The sequence below is a fragment of the Paenochrobactrum sp. BZR 201-1 genome, from assembly GCF_044987585.2.
GTDB lineage: Bacteria > Pseudomonadota > Alphaproteobacteria > Rhizobiales > Rhizobiaceae > Paenochrobactrum > Paenochrobactrum pullorum.
Map to the genome: position 1 here is coordinate 50,232 of NZ_JBJDRZ020000017.1, position 18,641 is coordinate 68,872.

At 50.5% G+C, this 18,641-nt stretch carries 21 protein-coding genes; 11 read left to right on the top strand and 10 right to left on the bottom strand.

Annotated features, from left to right (window positions below):
• Positions 1 to 102 precede the first annotated feature (102 nt).
• The 4 genes from efp (at position 103) to ACI0FR_RS10700 (ending at position 4,028) form a co-directional block, all read left to right on the top strand.
• Positions 103 to 663 (top strand): elongation factor P, encoded by a 561-nt coding sequence (gene efp, locus ACI0FR_RS10685; RefSeq protein ID WP_374832270.1) that lies wholly within the window; start codon positions 103 to 105, stop codon positions 661 to 663.
• 76 nt (positions 664 to 739) lie between these two features.
• A complete protein-coding gene (locus ACI0FR_RS10690) occupies positions 740 to 1,531 on the top strand; it encodes an inositol monophosphatase family protein (protein WP_374832272.1) in 792 nt (263 codons plus the stop codon).
• A 479-nt stretch (positions 1,532 to 2,010) separates the two neighbouring features.
• Positions 2,011 to 2,994 (top strand): MotA/TolQ/ExbB proton channel family protein, encoded by a 984-nt coding sequence (locus ACI0FR_RS10695; protein ID WP_404907514.1) that lies wholly within the window; start codon positions 2,011 to 2,013, stop codon positions 2,992 to 2,994.
• Between the two features lie 2 nt (positions 2,995 to 2,996).
• Complete coding sequence (locus ACI0FR_RS10700) at positions 2,997 to 4,028, top strand: peptidoglycan -binding protein (RefSeq protein WP_374832274.1); 1,032 nt, start codon at positions 2,997 to 2,999, stop codon at positions 4,026 to 4,028.
• Positions 4,029 to 4,100: 72 nt separating this feature from the next.
• On the opposite strand, the gene ACI0FR_RS10705 is transcribed toward ACI0FR_RS10700, so the two are convergent.
• Entirely contained in the window at positions 4,101 to 5,921 is a 1,821-nt protein-coding gene (locus tag ACI0FR_RS10705; protein ID WP_404907516.1) for an ABC transporter transmembrane domain-containing protein, read from the bottom strand.
• A 203-nt stretch (positions 5,922 to 6,124) separates the two neighbouring features.
• Here ACI0FR_RS10705 and rpmE point away from each other — a divergent pair, with 203 nt between their 5' ends.
• Entirely contained in the window at positions 6,125 to 6,346 is a 222-nt protein-coding gene (gene rpmE, locus ACI0FR_RS10710) for a 50S ribosomal protein L31 (protein ID WP_374832276.1), read from the top strand.
• A gap of 181 nt (positions 6,347 to 6,527) precedes the next feature.
• Here rpmE and ACI0FR_RS10715 read toward each other — a convergent pair whose 3' ends face one another.
• On the bottom strand, positions 6,528 to 7,277 hold the full coding sequence (locus tag ACI0FR_RS10715; RefSeq protein ID WP_404907409.1) for a YebC/PmpR family DNA-binding transcriptional regulator: 750 nt from the start codon (positions 7,275 to 7,277) through the stop codon (positions 6,528 to 6,530).
• Positions 7,278 to 7,548: 271 nt separating this feature from the next.
• Between ACI0FR_RS10715 and ACI0FR_RS10720 the strand changes: the two genes are divergently transcribed.
• The 3 genes from ACI0FR_RS10720 to ACI0FR_RS10730 all read left to right on the top strand — a co-directional run bounded on the left by ACI0FR_RS10720 (position 7,549) and on the right by ACI0FR_RS10730 (position 9,657).
• A complete protein-coding gene (locus ACI0FR_RS10720) occupies positions 7,549 to 8,217 on the top strand; it encodes a GntR family transcriptional regulator (RefSeq protein ID WP_404907411.1) in 669 nt (222 codons plus the stop codon).
• Between the two features lie 379 nt (positions 8,218 to 8,596).
• Complete coding sequence (locus tag ACI0FR_RS10725; RefSeq protein ID WP_404907518.1) at positions 8,597 to 9,148, top strand: biotin transporter BioY; 552 nt, start codon at positions 8,597 to 8,599, stop codon at positions 9,146 to 9,148.
• A 71-nt stretch (positions 9,149 to 9,219) separates the two neighbouring features.
• Positions 9,220 to 9,657 carry a DUF1284 domain-containing protein gene (locus ACI0FR_RS10730; RefSeq protein WP_374832282.1) on the top strand — a complete coding sequence of 146 codons (438 nt, stop codon included), beginning with the start codon at positions 9,220 to 9,222 and terminating at the stop codon, positions 9,655 to 9,657.
• 86 nt (positions 9,658 to 9,743) lie between these two features.
• Here the strand turns inward: ACI0FR_RS10730 and ACI0FR_RS10735 are convergent, their stop codons facing one another.
• Positions 9,744 to 10,004, bottom strand: coding sequence for a GapR family DNA-binding domain-containing protein (locus tag ACI0FR_RS10735; protein WP_184222512.1), 261 nt, complete (start codon positions 10,002 to 10,004; stop codon positions 9,744 to 9,746).
• Positions 10,005 to 10,094: 90 nt separating this feature from the next.
• Complete coding sequence (locus ACI0FR_RS10740; protein WP_374832284.1) at positions 10,095 to 10,262, bottom strand: hypothetical protein; 168 nt, start codon at positions 10,260 to 10,262, stop codon at positions 10,095 to 10,097.
• Positions 10,263 to 10,426: 164 nt separating this feature from the next.
• On the opposite strand from ACI0FR_RS10740, the gene ACI0FR_RS10745 reads away from it, so the two are divergent.
• Positions 10,427 to 12,343: a propionyl-CoA synthetase gene (locus ACI0FR_RS10745; RefSeq protein ID WP_404907414.1), complete on the top strand. Its 1,917-nt coding sequence runs from the start codon at positions 10,427 to 10,429 to the stop codon at positions 12,341 to 12,343.
• Positions 12,344 to 12,411: 68 nt separating this feature from the next.
• Here the strand turns inward: ACI0FR_RS10745 and ACI0FR_RS10750 are convergent, their stop codons facing one another.
• Positions 12,412 to 12,717, bottom strand: a complete 306-nt coding sequence (locus tag ACI0FR_RS10750; protein ID WP_374832288.1) for a DUF1244 domain-containing protein — start codon at positions 12,715 to 12,717, stop codon at positions 12,412 to 12,414.
• Positions 12,718 to 12,729: 12 nt separating this feature from the next.
• Positions 12,730 to 13,515, bottom strand: coding sequence for an N-formylglutamate amidohydrolase (locus tag ACI0FR_RS10755; RefSeq protein WP_404907416.1), 786 nt, complete (start codon positions 13,513 to 13,515; stop codon positions 12,730 to 12,732).
• 277 nt (positions 13,516 to 13,792) lie between these two features.
• On the opposite strand from ACI0FR_RS10755, the gene ACI0FR_RS10760 reads away from it, so the two are divergent.
• The gene (locus ACI0FR_RS10760; protein ID WP_374832292.1) at positions 13,793 to 14,254 is read left to right on the top strand and encodes a DUF1036 domain-containing protein; all 462 of its coding nucleotides are present in this window, start codon (positions 13,793 to 13,795) and stop codon (positions 14,252 to 14,254) included.
• Entirely contained in the window at positions 14,251 to 15,687 is a 1,437-nt protein-coding gene (gene pyk / locus ACI0FR_RS10765; RefSeq protein WP_374832294.1) for a pyruvate kinase, read from the top strand. The genes ACI0FR_RS10760 and pyk overlap by 4 nt, the downstream gene beginning before the upstream one ends.
• A 68-nt stretch (positions 15,688 to 15,755) precedes the next feature.
• Here pyk and ACI0FR_RS10770 read toward each other — a convergent pair whose 3' ends face one another.
• The 4 genes from ACI0FR_RS10770 to purE all read right to left on the bottom strand — a co-directional run bounded on the left by ACI0FR_RS10770 (position 15,756) and on the right by purE (position 18,632).
• The gene (locus tag ACI0FR_RS10770) at positions 15,756 to 16,469 is read right to left on the bottom strand and encodes a tetratricopeptide repeat protein (protein WP_404907419.1); all 714 of its coding nucleotides are present in this window, start codon (positions 16,467 to 16,469) and stop codon (positions 15,756 to 15,758) included.
• A 248-nt stretch (positions 16,470 to 16,717) separates the two neighbouring features.
• Positions 16,718 to 16,843: a type B 50S ribosomal protein L36 gene (gene ykgO, locus ACI0FR_RS10775; protein ID WP_184222528.1), complete on the bottom strand. Its 126-nt coding sequence runs from the start codon at positions 16,841 to 16,843 to the stop codon at positions 16,718 to 16,720.
• Positions 16,844 to 17,044: 201 nt separating this feature from the next.
• Entirely contained in the window at positions 17,045 to 18,142 is a 1,098-nt protein-coding gene (locus ACI0FR_RS10780; protein WP_404907421.1) for a 5-(carboxyamino)imidazole ribonucleotide synthase, read from the bottom strand.
• Positions 18,132 to 18,632 (bottom strand): 5-(carboxyamino)imidazole ribonucleotide mutase, encoded by a 501-nt coding sequence (purE, locus tag ACI0FR_RS10785; protein ID WP_404907423.1) that lies wholly within the window; start codon positions 18,630 to 18,632, stop codon positions 18,132 to 18,134. The genes ACI0FR_RS10780 and purE overlap by 11 nt, the downstream gene beginning before the upstream one ends.
• Positions 18,633 to 18,641 lie beyond the last annotated feature (9 nt).

Consider the following 18,641-nt stretch of genomic DNA (forward strand, 5'->3'; position numbering starts at 1 on the left):
TGCCAAAATCCGCTTTTTGTGGTCTTGGAAAGTCGATTATTGCGGTATTGGCCTATCCTAGCAATCCGCACTTCCCTTTCACGCTATTTCCGGATCAATTTTATGAAGATCAATGGTAATGAAATCCGCCCAGGCAATGTTATTGAACATGCCGGCGGTCTTTGGGTAGCAGTTAAAACCAATGCGGTTAAGCCTGGTAAAGGCGGCGCGTATAATCAGGTTGAACTGAAGAACCTCATCAACGGCACCAAGCTGAACGAACGTTTCCGCGCGGCTGAAACTGTTGAACGCGTCCGTCTTGAACAAAAGGACTTCTCCTTCTTGTACGAGCAAGGCGAAGCGCTGATTTTCATGGACACCGAATCCTATGAACAGCTCGAACTGCTTAAAGATTTCGTTGGCGACCGCGCTGCATTTTTGCAGGATGGCATGATGGTCACCGTTGAATTGCACGAAGAGCGTCCGATCGGTATCCGCCTTCCGGATCAGGTCACTCTGGCCATTACCGAAGCTGATCCTGTTGTTAAAGGTCAGACTGCGGCTTCTTCCTACAAGCCTGCAATTCTTGAAAACGGCATCCGTATTCTCGTTCCTCCCTTTATTGAATCAGGTGAACGCGTTATCGTCGATACCAACGAATTAACCTATATCAGCCGCGCATAATCAGCGAGCCAGCTGACTTAAGTCAGCCACGCTGATCGCAAAACTGATCAGAACAGAAAATTAGGACGGATTAGGCATGGCGCGTTCAGCCGTACTCAATGTTATGGTTCAGGCCGCGATGAAGGCCGGACGCTCACTCGCCCGTGACTTCGGTGAGGTACAGAACCTTCAGGTCTCGCTTAAAGGCCCTGGCGACTATGTCAGTCAGGCAGACCGCAAGGCAGAACAGATCATCTTCACCGAGCTGAAAAAAGCGCGGCCGGATTACAGCTTCCTGATGGAAGAAACCGGCGCAGTTGAAGGCAGTGACGCCCAGCATCGCTGGATCATTGACCCGCTTGACGGTACCACCAATTTCCTGCACGGGATTCCGATGTTTGCCGTCTCGATTGCTCTTGAACGTCAGGGGCAGATCGTTGCCGGCGTGATTTACAATCCGGCAATGGACGAATTATACACCGCAGAACGTGGCGGCGGGGTTTTCCTCAACGACCGTCGTTTGCGTGTCGCAGCGCGTGGTAAAATGGTTGATGCCGTGATCGGCACCGGCATTCCGCATATCGGCCGCGGCCATCATGGCCACTATCTGGTGGAACTGCGCAATATCATGGCGGATTCCGCCGGTATCCGCCGTATGGGCGCGGCAGCGCTTGATCTGGCTTATGTTGCCGCCGGTCGTCTTGATGGTTTCTGGGAAGATGATTTGCAGCCTTGGGATATGGCCGCAGGTATTCTCATGATCCGTGAAGCCGGTGGTTTTGTCTCCGACAAAAACGGCGGACAAGATATGTTTGCCACCAAAGGCATTGTTGCAGGTAATGAAGCCATTCATAAAGCACTGATGGCCACATTGAAAAAACCAATCTGATTTCAACGTCAGTTTGTCGTTTAAAAATGCCGGCTTCGTGAGAGGCCGGCATTTTTAATGCTAAAAATTTGATATAAAAATTTAAATTTAAAAGCTACGATTTGATGATCTGCATTTACAGCCATCATGCTGTCTGAAAACCAACAGCCGTCAATCATAGTTTCCTATAGTCATTGTTCATTGCGAATATGATTAAGAGACACGATTTTTGTTTGCGGCGAAATCCCAATTTTGCATTTTAAAATTGTGACAAATTAAATGCCCATATTCTTTTAAAAATTAAATGCATATGTTGATTTTCCGGCATTTATAATTGCCGACAAAAGATTACCCTATTTCACAGTCTATAAATTATAAGCTAGCTTCAAGATAAATGAATCGGACGGCAGTGGAGAAGATAAGTGATGCAGGCTGAAAAGCGCGACCAGCAGGCCCAAAGTTTCACCAGAAATTTCAACGCGGATTATATATCCATCCCCATGTCGACGCCGCGGATGGTGATGATTACCATGATCATCTTCCTGATCATCGTGGCATTTCTGGCAGCAGTTCTCTCCCGCCAGATCCATACGTTCTTTGTCACCAATCCAGGCCTGAACGGCCTGATCTTAGGCGTTTTGCTCGCAGGCATTTTGCTGGCCTTCGGACAAGTCATTCGCCTGATGCCGGAAATCCGCTGGGTCAACTCACTGCGCCGCGGTGATGATGGCAACACTTCGCGACCGCCGGTTTTACTCGCACCGATGCGCGCATTGCTCAGTCATCAGCAATCCATGGCGCTTTCCACCACCTCGATGCGCTCCATTCTTGATTCGATTGCCACCCGTCTTGATGAAAGCCGCGATATTTCCCGCTATTTCATCGGATTGCTGGTATTCTTAGGCCTGCTTGGTACATTCTGGGGCTTGCTGGAAACCATCGGCTCTATCGGCAATACGATCCAAACCCTTGATCCGGCTTCAGGCAGCACCAGCGATGTGCTGGACGCATTGAAGGCAGGCTTGCAGGCACCTTTGAGCGGCATGGGCACCGCCTTTTCCTCATCGCTGTTTGGCCTTTCCGGCTCGCTGATTTTGGGCTTTCTCGATTTGCAGGCAGGACGCGCGCAAAACCGTTTCTATACCGAACTGGAAAACTGGCTGTCTTCGGTCACTGATTTAGGTTCCGATTTGAACCAAGGTGGCGCTTATGCACAAGGTTCAACCGAAGACATCCGCGACATTGCCAGCCGCCTGCAATCGATGCAGGAAAATGGCAGCCCGAACCAGCGCACCACTGCGGCCCTTGCCAACTTGGCTGAAGGCATCCACGCTTTGGTAAAAAATATGCGCAGTGAACAACAATTGATGCGCGATTGGGCAGAACGTCAAGCGGAAGACCAGCAGGCAATCCGCCAAACATTAGACAAGCTTAACAAAGCGCTCAATGAAACCAACCGTAATCCTTCGGGCGGGAGCCGTTAAAGATGGCTCTTTCACGCAACCGCCGGCAAAACCGGCAAGTCGATTACTGGCCGGGCTTTGTTGATGCTCTATCAACATTGCTGCTGGCGATCATGTTTTTGCTCACGGTTTTTGTGCTGGCGCAATTTTTGCTCAGCCGCGAAGTCAGTGACAAAGATGATGTATTGGCGCGCCTCAACAGCCAGATCAACGAGTTGACACAGCTTTTGTCCCTGGAACGCGGCAACGCCCAAGATTTGCAAGACACAATCGCCAATCTGCAAGCCTCCCTTTCTTCAGCTGAAAGCGAACGCTCACGTTTGCAAAGCCTGCTCAATGAAGGTAGCGGTGCAGGGGCAGCAGCAGACAAGAAAATTGGAGATTTGAACGCCAATCTTGATCAGGAAAAGCAGATCAGCGCCCGCGCACTCTCACAGGTAGAACTTCTCAACCAGCAGATTGCCGCACTCAGACGCCAGATCGGTGCATTGGAAGAAGCACTCAATGCCTCTGAAGCACGCGACAAAGAATCAAATGCCAAGATTGCAGATCTGGGCAAACGGTTGAATGTGGCGCTAGCCCAACGGGTGCAGGAATTGAACCGCTACCGCTCTGATTTCTTCGGGCGGTTGCGCGAGATTCTCTCCGACAAAGAAAATATCCGCATTGTTGGCGACCGCTTTGTGTTCCAATCCGAAGTGCTCTTCCCGACGGGTTCGTCCGATATCAATCCGGCAGGTCTCATTGAGATGAAAAAGCTTGCCGATGCGGTGATCACGCTCAACAATGAAATTCCGGATGACATCAACTGGATTTTACGTGTAGACGGCCACACCGATAATATTCCGCTCTCCGGCACCGGACGTTTCCGCGACAATTGGGAGCTATCCTCAGCGCGCGCCACATCGGTGGTCAAATATCTGATCGCCAATGGTGTTCCGGCCAACCGGTTGGTTGCAGCTGGTTTTGGCGAATATCAGCCACTGGATGATTCGAATGATAGTGATGCACGTGCCAGAAACAGGCGTATCGAATTGAAACTCACCGAACGATGAACATGAAAAAAGCCTTGGGAATGTTGTGACCTCCCAAGGCTTTTTTTATTTCAGCAATGCTTAGGCACTATACTATACGGCAGCATCTTCTTTGACAAAAATACTTTCCTTGGAGAAGACGCCAGCACCAGCTTCAAACTGAAGCTTGGCAAGGCGGGCATAAACGCCATCTTTTTGCACCAGTGAAGCATGGGTGCCTTCTTCAATGATGCGGCCATCATCCACCACCAGAATGCGATCGGCTTTCAACACCGTCGCCAAACGATGCGCCACCACTAAAGTGGTGCGGCCTGACATCAAATGCTCCAGGCCCTTCTGCACCAGCATTTCGCTTTGAGCATCCAACGCCGAAGTCGCTTCATCCAGCAACAGAATGGGTGCATCACGCAGGATAGCGCGCGCAATAGCGATTCTCTGACGCTGACCACCGGAAAGGGTCATGCCGCGCTCGCCCACCATTGTGTCATAGCCTTTTTCCAACGCCATGATGAAATCATGCGCCAAGGCTGCTTTGGCAGCAGCAATAATATCTTTTTCCAAAGCGTCAGGTCGTCCAAAAGCGATATTCTCACGCAAAGTACTGGCAAAGATTGCCACATCCTGCGGCACCACCGCCATGCGGCCACGGATCGCCAGCGGATCTGCTTCAGGAAGCGCCACGCCATCAACACAAATAACACCCGATTGCGGATCATAATAACGCAGTAGAAGCGAGAAAATCGTGCTTTTACCAGCACCCGATGGCCCTACAATCGCAACACTTTCGCCAGACTTCACGCTGAAATTAAGGCCACTGAGCGCTGCCTTTTCAGGACGCGCCGGATAATGGAAAACCACATTTTCAAAGCTGATTTCACCAAGGGCTGGAACAGGCAGCGCAACCGGGTTACGAGGGGCTGCAATAGCGGGCACTTCGTCCAGAATTTCGGTCAGACGCTCGGTCGCACCGGCAGCTTGCGCCAACTCACCCCAAACTTCCGACAATTGCCCCAAGGAACTCGCAGCAAAGACAGCATAAAGCAAAAACTGCCCCAATTGTCCAGCGCTCATCGTGCCGGATAACACATCATTGGAGCCGAACCACAACACCCCGACAACGCTTGAAAAAACCATAAAAATGGCAAAAGAAGTGAGAATCGCGCGCGCAAAAACGGAAGAACGTGCCGCTGCAAAGGCATTTTCCACTGCCTTGGCAAAACGGCCAATCACCATTTTTTCGTTGGTGAAAGCCTGCAATGTGCGCATGGCGCTGATCTGTTCACTGGCATAGCTATTGGCATGAGCCAGCATATCCTGCGCTGCACGTGAACGACGGCGCACCGAGCGGCCAAAAGCAATCAGCGGCAACACGATCAATGGAATCGCACCAATCACCAACGCCGACAGTTTCGGGCTCGTTACCACCATCATGCCGACCGCACCAAGCCCCATGATAATATTGCGAAGCGCAACCGATGCTGTGGCGCCAACTGCCGATTTGATCTGAGTCGTATCGGCAGAAAGACGCGAGACAATTTCGCCGGAATTGGAACGATCAAAGAAATCCTGCGACAATCTCGTCACATGATCAAAAACTGCATTGCGCAAATCGGCCACAACACGCTCACCAAGCGTAATCACGAAAAAATAACGCATGCCCGAGGCCAGTGCCAACATCAGCGCCAGCACCACCAACATGCCGAAATAATTATTGATGAAAGTGGTATTATCGGTCGAAAAACCATTATCCACCATACGGCGCACGGCTATCGGCACCATCAGCGTTGTGGTGGCAGCAGCAACCAGAGAAACCAGTGCACCCAAAACCAGAAGCTTGTAACGGGCTAAAAATGGCAACATACGCCGCAGGGGTTTTACTGATCTCTTAGGCTTATTGTTAACTTCTTCTGACATTTTCTTGACTTTTTCCGGATGCTTTGCGACCATTATTGCGATTGCGCCTTGTTATTATCGTATGGCTGATGTATAGGCTCGCCAACCCTTTTGGAAGCCGTCGCCTTCTGGCGTGCGCCTTCATAACTGCCATTGGGCGAAAGTGCTACAGTCTGATACTGGATTGAAGCATGATCGTCTATCAATCTTTCAGGAATATATCGATGAAAGCCAATATCCATCCCGACTACCACACCATCAAGGTCGTGATGACCGATGGCACAGAATACCAGACCCGTTCAACATGGGGCAAAGCAGGCGATACGATGAACCTCGATATCGATCCGACCACCCATCCAGCATGGACCGGTAATGCTCAGACCTTGCTTGACCGCGGTGGCCGTCTGTCCAAGTTCAAGAATCGCTTCGGCAATCTGGGTATTTAATTTCAAATGCCTCGGGCAGCTTCGGCATTACAGCTTCGCTGATCAAAAACCGAAATTGCAAAAGTTTAAAAAACCTCGCTCCGGCGAGGTTTTTTATGCGCTGATTTTGCGCGCACCCACCAATAAAAAAAGTCCGGCTCGTTTGAGCCGGACTTTTTCAATTGATCAATTATATGAAGAATCACTCAGCACTGAGTTTCGCCATCACTTCATCAGATACTTCGAAGTTGGCATAAACGTTCTGCACGTCATCGTCGTCTTCCAATGTGTTGATGAGCTTGAGCACGGAACGCGCCTTTTCTTCATCCACATTGGTGTTGTTCTGCGGCTTCCAGACGGTCTTGATAGATTCGGCTTCACCAAGTGCTGTTTCCAGCGCCTTGGAGACCTCTCCAATGTCTTCGAATGCACAGATGATCACATGCTCTTCTTCACTTGACTGAACGTCGTCGGCGCCTGCCTCAATGGCAGCTTCCATGATCGCATCCGCGTCGCCTACTTCCGGCTTGTAAATGATTTCACCAACGCGGTCGAACATGAAGGAAACCGAGCCGGTTTCACCCAAAGCACCACCCGATTTGGTGAAAGCTGCACGCACATTGGAAGCGGTGCGGTTGCGGTTGTCGGTCAGCGCTTCGACGATAACCGATACACCACCCGGACCACGACCTTCATAGCGTACTTCATCATAGTTCTCGCCATCATTGCCCGCAGCCTTTTTAATGGCGCGTTCAATATTGTCTTTCGGCATGGATTGCGCTTTCGCGTTCTGGATCGCCAGACGCAAGCGCGCATTCATGGTCGGATCAGGCAAACCCTGTTTTGCAGCAACGGTGATTTCTCTACCGAGCTTCGAAAAAACTTTTGAGCGCATAGCGTCCTGACGACCCTTGCGATGCATAATATTTTTAAACTGCGAATGACCAGCCATGACACCCCTGTATAGGTTCTTTAAATAACGTGCGGACAAAAGCGATGGCGGCTTTTGAAAATCAAGCTATTTGCAGCGCCTTTTATTGCGCCGTAACCGCAAGCCGGCCATCCTTATCCGGACGGGAATGCGGCCTTATACGGAAACTTGCGCTCTACGTCCAGTCCACCCCCTGAGCCACAAGCGTTGCGAGACTATATATTGCTGATTTTGCGCGCAAAAAAATACAAAAACATAGACACATCAGTCATTATTGATTATCTATAATTACATGAAAAGCGAAGCCAACGAAACTATTGCCGCCAAAATCAGCCGTATCCTTGCCGACCGTATTATCGATGGCACACTGGAACCGGGCGCAAAACTGCGGCAAGACCACATTGCGGAAGAGTTTCAAACCAGCCATGTGCCGGTGCGTGAAGCTTTTCGCCGTCTGGAAGCGCAAGGGCTCGCGATTTCCGAGCCGCGCCGCGGTGTTCGCGTTGCCTCTTTTGACATCAACGAAGTGCGTGAAGTGGCAGAAATGCGTGCTGCATTGGAAGTTCTGGCACTGCGCCATGCCGCGCCGCATATGACCCGTGCCATTTTGGAAGCCGCCGAACAAGCCACTTCAGAGGGCGACAATTGCGCCAATATCCGCGAATGGGAAGCCGCCAACCGGCGCTTTCATCGCCTGATTATTGAGCCATGCGGCATGCCGCGCCTGCTGTCAGCGATTGATGATCTGCATGCTGCCAGCGCCCGCTTCTTGTTTTCCACATGGCGCAGCGAATGGGAAGTGCGCACCGACCACGACCACCGCGCCATTCTTGACGCCTTGCGCAAGGGCGACACTGACAGCGCCTGCCTTATCCTCGCCCGTCACGTGCAATGGATCGGCCACCGACCAGTCAGAACCGCCTCCGGAAAAATCCGCGATGGCTTCTCCATCATTGGTTAAATTCCAGCCACTTTTACCATAACAGTCTTTCTTTTTTTAAAACCACTTCAGCTGAGAGCCGCATCACGATCAAGCGGATTGATATGCTGCTTTGGGCTTTTCTCACCTGCTGACCAACACCGAAACAGCCATATCAATGCATATGACTTTAAAAATTATCTATAAAAATTAAATTAAAGCTATATTTTTACCAACCACCCCATCGACACGAATAAAATTATTATCAATAACAACAATGATTTATAATCATATTCGTTGTTTTCCGCGCTTAATCATAAAGTGCAGACTTGCTTTCTTGTAAAAATTCATAACAGATATATAGATCAAAATTAGATTTTATCTATAATTTATCTATGGAGTGATTATGTCCCAAATCGAGATGCATGCGCATTCAGGTTTCAGCCCCTTAAACCTTGATAGCCGCTCGCTGCCTGTACGTGTTGCCGCCGTTCTGTTCGGTACATTTATCCTCGCACTCACCTCGCAGGTCGAAGTGCCGATGATTCCGGTTCCGATCACCTTGCAAACCTTGGTTGTACCATTGATTGGTGCGCTTTACGGCTGGCGATTAGGCGCCCTCACCGTACTCGCATGGCTCGGTGAAGCCATGGTGGGCATGCCGGTTCTGGCAGGCGGTTCGGGTGGCATCATGGCTTTTGCAGGCCCGACTGCCGGCTATCTGGTATCCTTCCCGATTATCGCTGCCCTCACCGGTTATCTTGCCGAACGCGGCTGGAATGGGAAGCACGTTGGCTTTGCCTTCGCTTCATTCCTTGCCGCCAATGCACTTTGCCTTGTCATGGGCACGCTCTGGCTCTCCTCACTTATCGGCATGGAAAAAGCCATTGCCTTTGGTGCAACACCATTTTTGGTCGGCGCTGTGATTAAATCTGCATTGGGTGCCGCCATTTTAAAAGCAGCAAGCCGTTAACCTGCTGAATTGATTTAAAATAAACCCTATCCGGTTCGTGAACCGGATAGGGTTACAGATTATACGGTTTCATGACTATTCATCTGCGCGGCCACCATTTGCTTTGCATGCTGACCTATATCGGCAAAGGCTATACGCCCTTTTTTGTCGAAAATTATGACCAGATTGCCGAACAACTCAGTCGCGGCACGGTCATCACACTGGTCAATGGCCCCGATGATATTTGCGCGCCACTTTTATGTGAGAGCAACTGCCATTGTCACAATCAAAGCGTCACCTTCCGCGATCAGGCAGCACTGGAAGATATCAGCGCACTGCTGGGCGTGCGCCTGCAACAAGGCAGCAAATTTATTCTCAACCGGCAATTATTGCAAAAGCTGCGTGATGCATTTCGCGAGAACACAATCCGCAATGCTTGCAAAGGCTGCGAATGGTCAGATCTCTGCACCGACATCGCGCAAGAATCTGCTTACCAACATGTCAAAGTGCAATGCATCGACATAATTTAAACCCATAAAAAAACGGTTGGTTACAGCATCCCGCAACCAACCGTTTTAATACTTATCCATCCGCCCATCAAAGCCGGATAAATAACTTAACCCATACCGAGCGCATCCATATAAAGCTGGATCATCGCTTCTTCTTCCTGACGCTCATGCTCTTCTTTTTTGCGTAGGCGAATAATGGTGCGAACAGCTTTGCTATCAAAGCCCGAACCTTTCAGCTCGGCATAAACTTCTTTGATATCGTCCCCGATGGTTTTCTTTTCTTCTTCCAGACGTTCGATACGCTCGATGAAAGAACGCAGTTGACCGACGGCTACCGTTTGTGCGGTTTCAGTTGTGATGTCATCCACAGGAGATACTCCAATTTATTAAAACAGGTAACTGACTGCGACTCGCAGCATGAATATTTTGCTTTTCGATGCCTGACAGGGGCACAATGGTCAAGGGTATCCACGCAACTGGATGCCCATTATCAAAGCCATTGTGCCGAGTGCAATCACCGCGATTTTCCAAAAATCACTGCGGCGGCGCAATCCCGGCAAACCCAATGGCCTGAAAATATGCAAGATCATGACAATGATCAGCAAAGCAGGCAATATTTTGGACATCCGCGTCCCCTTAAAACATTTAATTCTTTACCCCTCGCCCACGGAAGACAGGGATAAGAAAACAATCCTTATCCGCAAAACGCTAAATTGATCTTAAGTTTTATGGACGCGCCTAGCGAGATGTGCCTAAGATCGCGAACTCAGACTGTTTTGGGAGGAACAGAATGGCATCGCAATACAGGGATATTTATTCCAACTGGCAGAAAAATCCGGAACAGTTTTGGCATGAGGCTGCACAAAATGTGCATTGGTTCAAACCTTACGAGAAGGTGTTTGATGCCGATCAAGGCGTTTACGGGCGCTGGTTTATCGGTGGCGAAACCAACACTTGCTATAACGCTATCGACCGCCATGTCGAACAAGGCCGCGGCAATCAAACCGCCATTATCTATGACAGCCCTGTCACCAACCAAAAGCGTAAAATTACTTATACGCAACTATTGGAAGAGGTGGAAGCTCTCGCCGCGGTGATGCAGGATAACGGCATTGTCAAAGGTGACCGCGTGCTCATCTATCTGCCGATGATCCCAGAAGCCGCTGTTTCGATGATGGCTTGCGCGCGAATCGGTGCCATTCATTCGGTTGTTTTTGGTGGTTTTGCGGCGCACGAGCTGGCGACACGCATTGATGATGCTGCTCCCAAAATGATTATTGCCGCCTCTTGCGGTGTCGAGCCTGGCCGTGTTGTTGCCTATCAGGACATGCTCGATAAAGCGATTGAGATGAGCCGCCGCAAGGTTCAGCATTGCATTATTTTGCAACGCCCTGAAAAGGCGCATATTCCGGTGGAAGGCCGCGATATCGATTATAAACAAGCCGTTGATGCCGCCCGTGGTCGTCATGTGCCATGCGTACCGGTACTGGCAACGGACGGGCTTTATATCCTCTATACATCCGGCACCACCGGTGAGCCCAAAGGCGTGGTGCGCGATCACGGCGGCCATATGGTGGCACTTACATGGTCTGTCGGTGCGGTTTACAGCATCAAGCCGGGCGATGTTTTCTGGGTTGCTTCTGATGTCGGCTGGGTTGTCGGTCATTCTTATATTATCTACGCTCCGCTTTTCATTGGCGCGACTACTGTCATCTATGAGGGAAAACCGGTTGGCACCCCTGATGCAGGCGCATTCTGGCGAGTGATTTCCGAATATAATGTCCGCATCATGTTCACAGCTCCCACAGCCCTGCGCGCCATCAAAAAAGAAGATCCGGAAGGATTACTCACCCAAAAATATGATCTTTCCAAGCTGGAATGTATGTTTTTGGCTGGCGAACGCGCTGACCCCGACACGGTCAAATGGGCAGAAAACATTCTCAATGTGCCGGTGATTGACCACTGGTGGCAGACCGAAACCGGCTGGGCCATTGCCGCCAATCCTTTAGGGCTTGGTAAAATGCCGACCAAATACGGCTCTCCCACCGTGGGCATGCCGGGTTATGACATTCGCGTGGTGGATGATGAAGGCCATGAGGTCAAACGCGGGGAACTGGGCAATGTGCTGATCAAACTTCCGCTGCCTCCCGGTTGTCTGGTTACACTTTGGAATGCAGAAGAACGCTTCCGCAAATCCTATCTCGACGAGTTTGAAGGCTATTATAAAACCTCGGATGCCGGCTATATGGATGAAGATAACTATGTCTATATCATGAGCCGTACCGACGACATCATCAATGTAGCGGGCCATCGTCTTTCCACCGGCTCGATGGAAGAAATCATCTCAGGCCACCCCGATGTGGCAGAATGTGCAGTCCTCGGCATTGCCGACACATTAAAAGGTCAGGTGCCTTGCGGTTTTTTAGTATTGAAAGCCAATGTCGACAGGCCGGAAAGTGTTATCGAGGCAGAATGCATCGAGCGTGTGCGCAGTGAAATCGGTCCCGTTGCTTCCTTCCGCTTGGCACTTGTCATCAAGCGTCTGCCGAAAACCCGTTCCGGTAAAATCCTGCGCTCCACCATCCAGAAAATTGCCGATGGCGAACCGTGGAAAATGCCCGGTACTATTGATGATCCGGCAATCCTTGACGAAATCGGCGAGGTTTTACGCGGACGTAAAATCGGCAATGCCTGCCAAGCCGCCTGATGACTTCAACAATAAAAAAGCCGTCTGCTTTGGTGCGGGCGGCTTTTTTGACAAGCATCAATCCGGTCTTAATGATCGTGATTTTTTGCAGCAAATGCTTGTTTTTGCGCGTCGGTCGCTTCCACTTGATAGCGGCTCTTCCACTCCTCAAACGGCATGCCGTAAATAATTTCGCGCGCTTCGTCTTTGCTTAAACTGATATTTTTTTCTTCAGCCGCATCCTTATACCAGTTCGCCAAACAATTGCGGCAAAAACCGGCCAAATTCATCATGTCGATATTTTGCACATCGGTATTTTCACGCAAATGCTCAACCAACCGGCGAAACGCTGCCGCTTCCAATTCAACTTGTGTCTGTTCATTGATTTTCGACATACCTACCTCCTGTCAAACCGGATCGGTACGCGATCCGAAAAACTGAATTTCCTGCATCTCAGGCCGCTGATTGATCGCAGTCAACATCGGTGCCAGACGCGCCACCCATTGATCCGTGCCCGCACTATCGGCAATCAAATCCTGCCGCACCTCAATCAGAATATGCGGATAACCTTTTGATGTCGCATGTTTGAACATCGCATCATTGCGTAAAGCACCATCATAAGGCTCATTGTCACCGGTAATCAGCAAATGCTCGGCACGCAGCATTTCCAATAATGGGCGCAATGCCCTGTCATCTTTATCCCAGAGTAAACCGCAATGCCATGGTCGCGCTTTACCGCGCCAAACCGGCGTATAAGAATGAATGGAAACAATAAAAGGTGCGCGTCCGCTTTGCTCACGCACCTCATCCACCAAGCCTGAAACCTGATTATGATAGGGACGATAAAACGCGTTGAGCCGTTTTTCTCGCTCCTGCGCATCCATCGGGTAATTGCCCGGTATCACCGCTCCATCCGACAATTGCATGATCAATGTCGGATCATCCTCACCGCGGTTCGGATCAATCAACAGCCGCGAAAAACCGCCAAGCACAGCAGGTGCATCAAGCTTTGCCGCCAATTTTCGGGTCAAATCCGCGACACCGATATCATAAGCAATGTGGCGGTCAAATTGTGCAGCATCCAGCCCCAAACTGCCATAGCGCTCCGGCAAAGCACGGCTGGCATGATCTGCGGTCAGTACGATCCCTGATTTTTTATTACCGTCAATCAGTTCAAAAGATGCAAAAGACATAAAAATTCCGGCTTTCTTTTATCCAATTTTATTTTGATCATACAGATAGTTGAAAAATTGTCTTGTTATGACCGCATAGCTCGCATAAAAGTTAAATCTAATCGATTTATTCTGTGACATGGCTATAATATGAACGCAATGATCTGTTTGCTTGCCCCTATTAAGTCTTTGGTTGTGCACGTTGACATCCCATGCGAAACTGCCGAAAAGAGAGCATCAAAAGATGAATTTTCCAAGCGTAGCAACCAGTCAATTGCGCGCTGAAAGGTTTCGTTGAATGCGACTTTCACATTATTTAGCTTTATTTGCAGGCACCGGCCTCATGGCAACGGCGCTGATGGGCGTTGAAGCACGCGCTGATTTCCGCGTTTGCAATGCAACGCAAAATCTGGTCGGCGTTTCGATCGGCTATCGTGCAAAAAGCGGTTGGGTCACAGAAGGCTGGTGGCACGTTAATGCTTCCAGCTGCAAAACATTGATCGAAGGGCCTTTGTCATCAAGATATTACTATCTTTATGCAGAAGATGCAGAAGGTGGCGGTCGCTGGGATGGCAAAGTGAATATGTGCGTGGCTGAAAAAGAATTCCGTATCAACGGCGTGGAAGAATGTCTCTCACGCGGGTTCCAGCGCGCAGGCTTCCAAGAATATGACACAGGCGAACAATCGAGCTGGATGGTCCAGCTGACTGATGAGACACCGCCTGAAACTCCGACAGTAACAGGAACACCCAATCCATGAAGCGTAATCGTAAGGTCAAGATTCTCGCAACCCTTGGCCCGGTATCATCGGAAGAAGCAACCATCGCCCAGCTTTTTGAAGCCGGAGCCGACGTCTTTCGTATTAATATGAGCCATGCCAGTCATGACCTCATGCGCACATTGGTAAAACGCATCCGTAATGTTGAAAAACGAGTCGGTCGCCCAATTGGTATTCTGGCTGACTTGCAGGGGCCAAAGCTCCGCGTCGGCAAATTTCTTGAGGGTAGAGTCGAGCTTCAAGCCGGACAGACCTTCACCTTGGACAACAAGGAAGAGCCGGGGGATACGACCCGCGTATTCCTACCACATCCTGAAATTCTGGAAGCCGTGCAGCCGGGTCATCGCCTGCTGATCGACGACGGCAAGCTGCATCTGGTTGCTGAAAAATGCGATGGCACCTCCATCCAGTGTAAAGTTATTTCCGGCACCAATATTTCTGACCGCAAAGGCGTGAGCCTGCCGGATACCACTTTGGGTGTCGGCGCTCTGACCGAAAAAGACCGCAGCGATCTTGATGCGGTTCTCAAAGAAGAAATTGACTGGGTTGCCCTCTCCTTCATCCAGCGTCCGGAAGATTTGGCGGAAGTGCGCAAAATCGCACGCGGCCGCGTCGGCCTGATGTCGAAGATCGAAAAGCCGCAGGCTGTAACCCGTCTCGATGAAATCATCGAAATGTCCGACGCTTTGATGGTCGCTCGCGGCGATCTCGGTGTGGAAATGCCACTTGAAAGCGTGCCGGGCATTCAAAAACAGATCACCCGTAAAGCACGCCGCGCCGGCAAACCGGTTGTCGTTGCCACACAGATGCTGGAATCAATGATTACCGCGCCCGTGCCTACACGTGCGGAAGTTTCCGACGTCGCAACTGCCGTGTTTGAAGGTGCTGATGCCATCATGCTGTCGGCAGAATCAGCATCGGGCGCTTATCCGGTTGAAGCTGTTGCCACCATGAACCGTATTGCCGAACAGGTTGAGCAAGATCCGACCTATCCGGTCATCATCGACGCCCAGCGCGCGCTGCCGGAACCAACCGGTGCGGATGCAATCTCGCTGGCTGCCCGTCAGATTGCCGAAACACTCAATCTCTCGGCCATCGTCACCTATACCGCATCCGGTACCACCGGTTTGCGTGCAGCCCGCGAACGCCCGAGAAACAGAATCATTTCCGTTTCGCCGGTTGTTGAAACCGCACGCCGCCTTTCGCTTGTCTGGGGTCTGCACTGCGTGGTCACGGAAGATGCCAAAGACCTTGACGATATGGTCAATCGCGCCTGCGACATCACCTATCGTGAAAACTTCGGTAAAGGCGGCGATCGCATCATCATCACGGCAGGTGTTCCTCTTGGCACACCAGGTTCCACCAATATGCTGCGTATTGCCTATATCGGCACTGACGGCAGCAGCGGCACATAATCAAAGCTACAGCGCATAAAAAAAGCGGCATCAAAAATGCCGCTTTTTTTGTTGGCTTTAATTGAGCCTCATGTGTGAATATCGCTCAATTCTTCGGTTAGCAGCTGCACTTGCTGTTGCGCTTCACGCATCATCGGATAAAGCGTCAAAATACGCTCATAAACCTTCAAAGCGCTCGCCTTCTGGCCTTTCTCCTGCAGAATACCTGCAAGTCCTGCCAAGGCACCAAAATGGCGTGGCTCAAGCTCTAAAACGCGGTTGATGTCATAGATGGCGCGGTTAAATTCATTATTGAGCACATGCAATGCGGCGCGACGATTCCAGCTTTCTGCGTTGTCAGGAGCCAGCGCTACCGCCTCATCCAGAAAATCAATCGCAACTGCATATTTCTTCTGTTGCATCGCCTCATAAGACCAGCCGAGCAGCAAATCGACAGTCGCACTGCCGGATTGCGCCCAAATACCGGAGATTTGCGCTGCAATACGTCTGGCTTTCACTTCATTAGACGTTTTCAAAAGCTCGGCAAATAGCTTGTCCAGCCGCTCCGCTGGTGTCAGCTTAACGGCCTCTGCAACGTCTTTAACCTCTGCCTTAGGTTCTTCTGAAACAGCTTTACCTGCACTGTGCTCCAATGGCTTTGGAAGCAGCTCCGGCATTGGTTGCAACGCATCCTGCGCGGCTGCGACAGATACAGCAAGCGACACAGTACCGGCACATACCAGTGCCAGTAAATTTTTAACAAAACAGGATTGCGCATGCGCATAGGAGCAAAAATTCAACATGAGGTAATTTTAGCCATAGAGCCCCTCTGCACAAGTCAAATTTTCAAGCCGCAAGTTTTATAAAAAATTTTATCATCAGGCATAAAAAATGAGAGCATTTTAATCCGTTGTCAGATTAAAATGCTCTCATTCTATTTCGATAAGGCTGCCATAGATTTCTAAAAAAGAAGTCTATATTTCAGCGATCATTCTAACTTGCGCTCTCCGCTGCCGGAGTGCTGAAACCCGTTTTGACACGGGGTGCAAAATTAGCCCTGACGTGCTTTAAAACGCGGAGCAGTCTTATTAATGATGTAAACGCGGCCTTTACGGCGGATAAGCTTGCAGTCGCGATGACGAGCTTTGAGCGCTTTGAGCGAATTCTTGATCTTCATGTCAATCACCGGTCGGGTTGGCCCGTCACCGGGCGTCATAAAAACAGGCGCCCGAGGCGCCAATTACTAAAACGGACAGACAAGCTATCCATTGGGTTGGCCGAAATACACAAATATCGGCCAAAATGTCAACTCCCAAGGGGCAAGAATCCTGAAATCCTTCATAAGAAACTGCCCCTTTTGCAATAAAGAGCTATAAAATCAGCCTTTCTTAGGGCTGACATAGGTCACATGGCCCATTTTTCGGCCTGCACGCGCCTCTGCTTTTCCATATAAATGCAGCATCGCATGAGGCTCGGTAAGAATCGCTTCCACCTGCAAAACATCATCACCAATCAGATTGACCATCCGGCAATCGGAGTGGCGAGTGCTGTCTCCAAGCGGCAATCCGGCAACGGCACGAATATGCTGCTCAAACTGTGAAACAGGGTTGGCAGCTTCAGTCCAATGGCCGGAATTATGCACACGCGGCGCAAATTCATTAGCCACCAATGTGCCGTCAGGCATCACGAAAAATTCCAAGCCCAGCACACCGACATAATCCAGCGCATGCAGCAGTTTTTCGGCAGCAATTTGAGCCTCATATGCTGTCTTAGCACTGATATTGGCCGGAACAGTGGAGGTATCCAAAATGCCGTTTTTGTGCACATTTTCAGCAATATCAAAAAGCGCCACTTCGCCATTACGGCCACGCGCGGCAATCACCGAAATCTCGCGCTCAAAGCTCATCAGTCCTTCGAGAATCGCCGGTGCATGGGCGATTTCGTTAAGTGCTGCATCGACTTTGTCGGCACTATTGCTGTTTTCAGGTGTCAAGCGCACCTGCCCCTTGCCGTCATAACCAAAACGACGGGTTTTTAAGATACCTTGACCGCCAAGAGCAGCCAAAGCTGAAACCAGCATCTCGGCATCATCGACCAAGCGCCAAGGAGCGGTGGCAATGCCGGATTCATTCAAGAACTGCTTTTCAGTAAAACGATCCTGCGAAATTTCCAAAGCGGCAGGTGGCGGATAAACGCCGATTTTTTCAGCCAGTTCCTGCACTGCCTCGATGGAGACATTTTCAAATTCATAGGTGATAACATCACAAGCCTCCACCAACTCAGCCAGTGCTGCCTTGTCATCATAGGCTGCAACGATCTGACGATTGGCGGTTTGCGAAGCCGGACAATCAGCCTGTGGCTCCAGAATGATGGTGCGGAAGCTTAAACGCGCTGCGGCAATCGCCAACATGCGGCCAAGCTGGCCACCGCCGATGATGCCGATTGTTGATCCTGCTTTCAACATTTTATGCCTCATCGCTTGGACGTGTAGCAACACTTGCGCTCTGGTTTTCACGCCATGCATCAAGACGGGTTGCCAATTCTTCATCATGCAGTGCAAGCACGGCTGCTGCCAGCAATGCGGCATTGACAGCACCAGCGCGACCGATCGCCATAGTGCCGACAGGAATACCGGCCGGCATCTGCACGATGGAAAGCAATGAATCCTGACCCGACAGCGCTTTGGACTGAACCGGTACACCAAACACCGGTAGCGGTGTGAGTGAAGCGGTCATACCCGGCAGATGCGCTGCACCACCGGCACCGGCAATAATCACTTTAAAACCTTCGGTTTTCGCGCCTTTGGCGAATTCCATCATCCGCTCTGGGGTGCGATGTGCCGAGATGATGCGCGCATCGAAACCAATGCCAAGCGCTGCCAGAGTTTCTGCGGCATGGCGCATTGTTTCCCAATCGGACTGACTTCCCATGATGACGGCAACATCGAAACGCGGAGCAGAGGTCATTGGTTTTCC

What these genes read in the sequence shown, in the direction of transcription:
- efp (WP_374832270.1), top strand. Translation starts at nt 103, where the DNA reads ATGAAGATCAATGGTAATGAAATCCGCCCAGGCAATGTTATTGAACAT.
- ACI0FR_RS10690 (WP_374832272.1), top strand. Translation starts at nt 740, where the DNA reads ATGGCGCGTTCAGCCGTACTCAATGTTATGGTTCAGGCCGCGATGAAG.
- ACI0FR_RS10695 (WP_404907514.1), top strand. Translation starts at nt 2,011, where the DNA reads ATGTCGACGCCGCGGATGGTGATGATTACCATGATCATCTTCCTGATC.
- ACI0FR_RS10700 (WP_374832274.1), top strand. Translation starts at nt 2,997, where the DNA reads ATGGCTCTTTCACGCAACCGCCGGCAAAACCGGCAAGTCGATTACTGG.
- ACI0FR_RS10705 (WP_404907516.1), bottom strand. Translation starts at nt 5,921, where the DNA reads ATGTCAGAAGAAGTTAACAATAAGCCTAAGAGATCAGTAAAACCCCTG.
- rpmE (WP_374832276.1), top strand. Translation starts at nt 6,125, where the DNA reads ATGAAAGCCAATATCCATCCCGACTACCACACCATCAAGGTCGTGATG.
- ACI0FR_RS10715 (WP_404907409.1), bottom strand. Translation starts at nt 7,277, where the DNA reads ATGGCTGGTCATTCGCAGTTTAAAAATATTATGCATCGCAAGGGTCGT.
- ACI0FR_RS10720 (WP_404907411.1), top strand. Translation starts at nt 7,549, where the DNA reads ATGAAAAGCGAAGCCAACGAAACTATTGCCGCCAAAATCAGCCGTATC.
- ACI0FR_RS10725 (WP_404907518.1), top strand. Translation starts at nt 8,597, where the DNA reads ATGCATGCGCATTCAGGTTTCAGCCCCTTAAACCTTGATAGCCGCTCG.
- ACI0FR_RS10730 (WP_374832282.1), top strand. Translation starts at nt 9,220, where the DNA reads ATGACTATTCATCTGCGCGGCCACCATTTGCTTTGCATGCTGACCTAT.
- ACI0FR_RS10740 (WP_374832284.1), bottom strand. Translation starts at nt 10,262, where the DNA reads ATGTCCAAAATATTGCCTGCTTTGCTGATCATTGTCATGATCTTGCAT.
- ACI0FR_RS10745 (WP_404907414.1), top strand. Translation starts at nt 10,427, where the DNA reads ATGGCATCGCAATACAGGGATATTTATTCCAACTGGCAGAAAAATCCG.
- ACI0FR_RS10750 (WP_374832288.1), bottom strand. Translation starts at nt 12,717, where the DNA reads ATGTCGAAAATCAATGAACAGACACAAGTTGAATTGGAAGCGGCAGCG.
- ACI0FR_RS10755 (WP_404907416.1), bottom strand. Translation starts at nt 13,515, where the DNA reads ATGTCTTTTGCATCTTTTGAACTGATTGACGGTAATAAAAAATCAGGG.
- ACI0FR_RS10760 (WP_374832292.1), top strand. Translation starts at nt 13,793, where the DNA reads ATGCGACTTTCACATTATTTAGCTTTATTTGCAGGCACCGGCCTCATG.
- pyk (WP_374832294.1), top strand. Translation starts at nt 14,251, where the DNA reads ATGAAGCGTAATCGTAAGGTCAAGATTCTCGCAACCCTTGGCCCGGTA.
- ACI0FR_RS10770 (WP_404907419.1), bottom strand. Translation starts at nt 16,469, where the DNA reads ATGTTGAATTTTTGCTCCTATGCGCATGCGCAATCCTGTTTTGTTAAA.
- ykgO (WP_184222528.1), bottom strand. Translation starts at nt 16,843, where the DNA reads ATGAAGATCAAGAATTCGCTCAAAGCGCTCAAAGCTCGTCATCGCGAC.
- ACI0FR_RS10780 (WP_404907421.1), bottom strand. Translation starts at nt 18,142, where the DNA reads ATGAGGCATAAAATGTTGAAAGCAGGATCAACAATCGGCATCATCGGC.
- purE (WP_404907423.1), bottom strand. Translation starts at nt 18,632, where the DNA reads ATGACCTCTGCTCCGCGTTTCGATGTTGCCGTCATCATGGGAAGTCAG.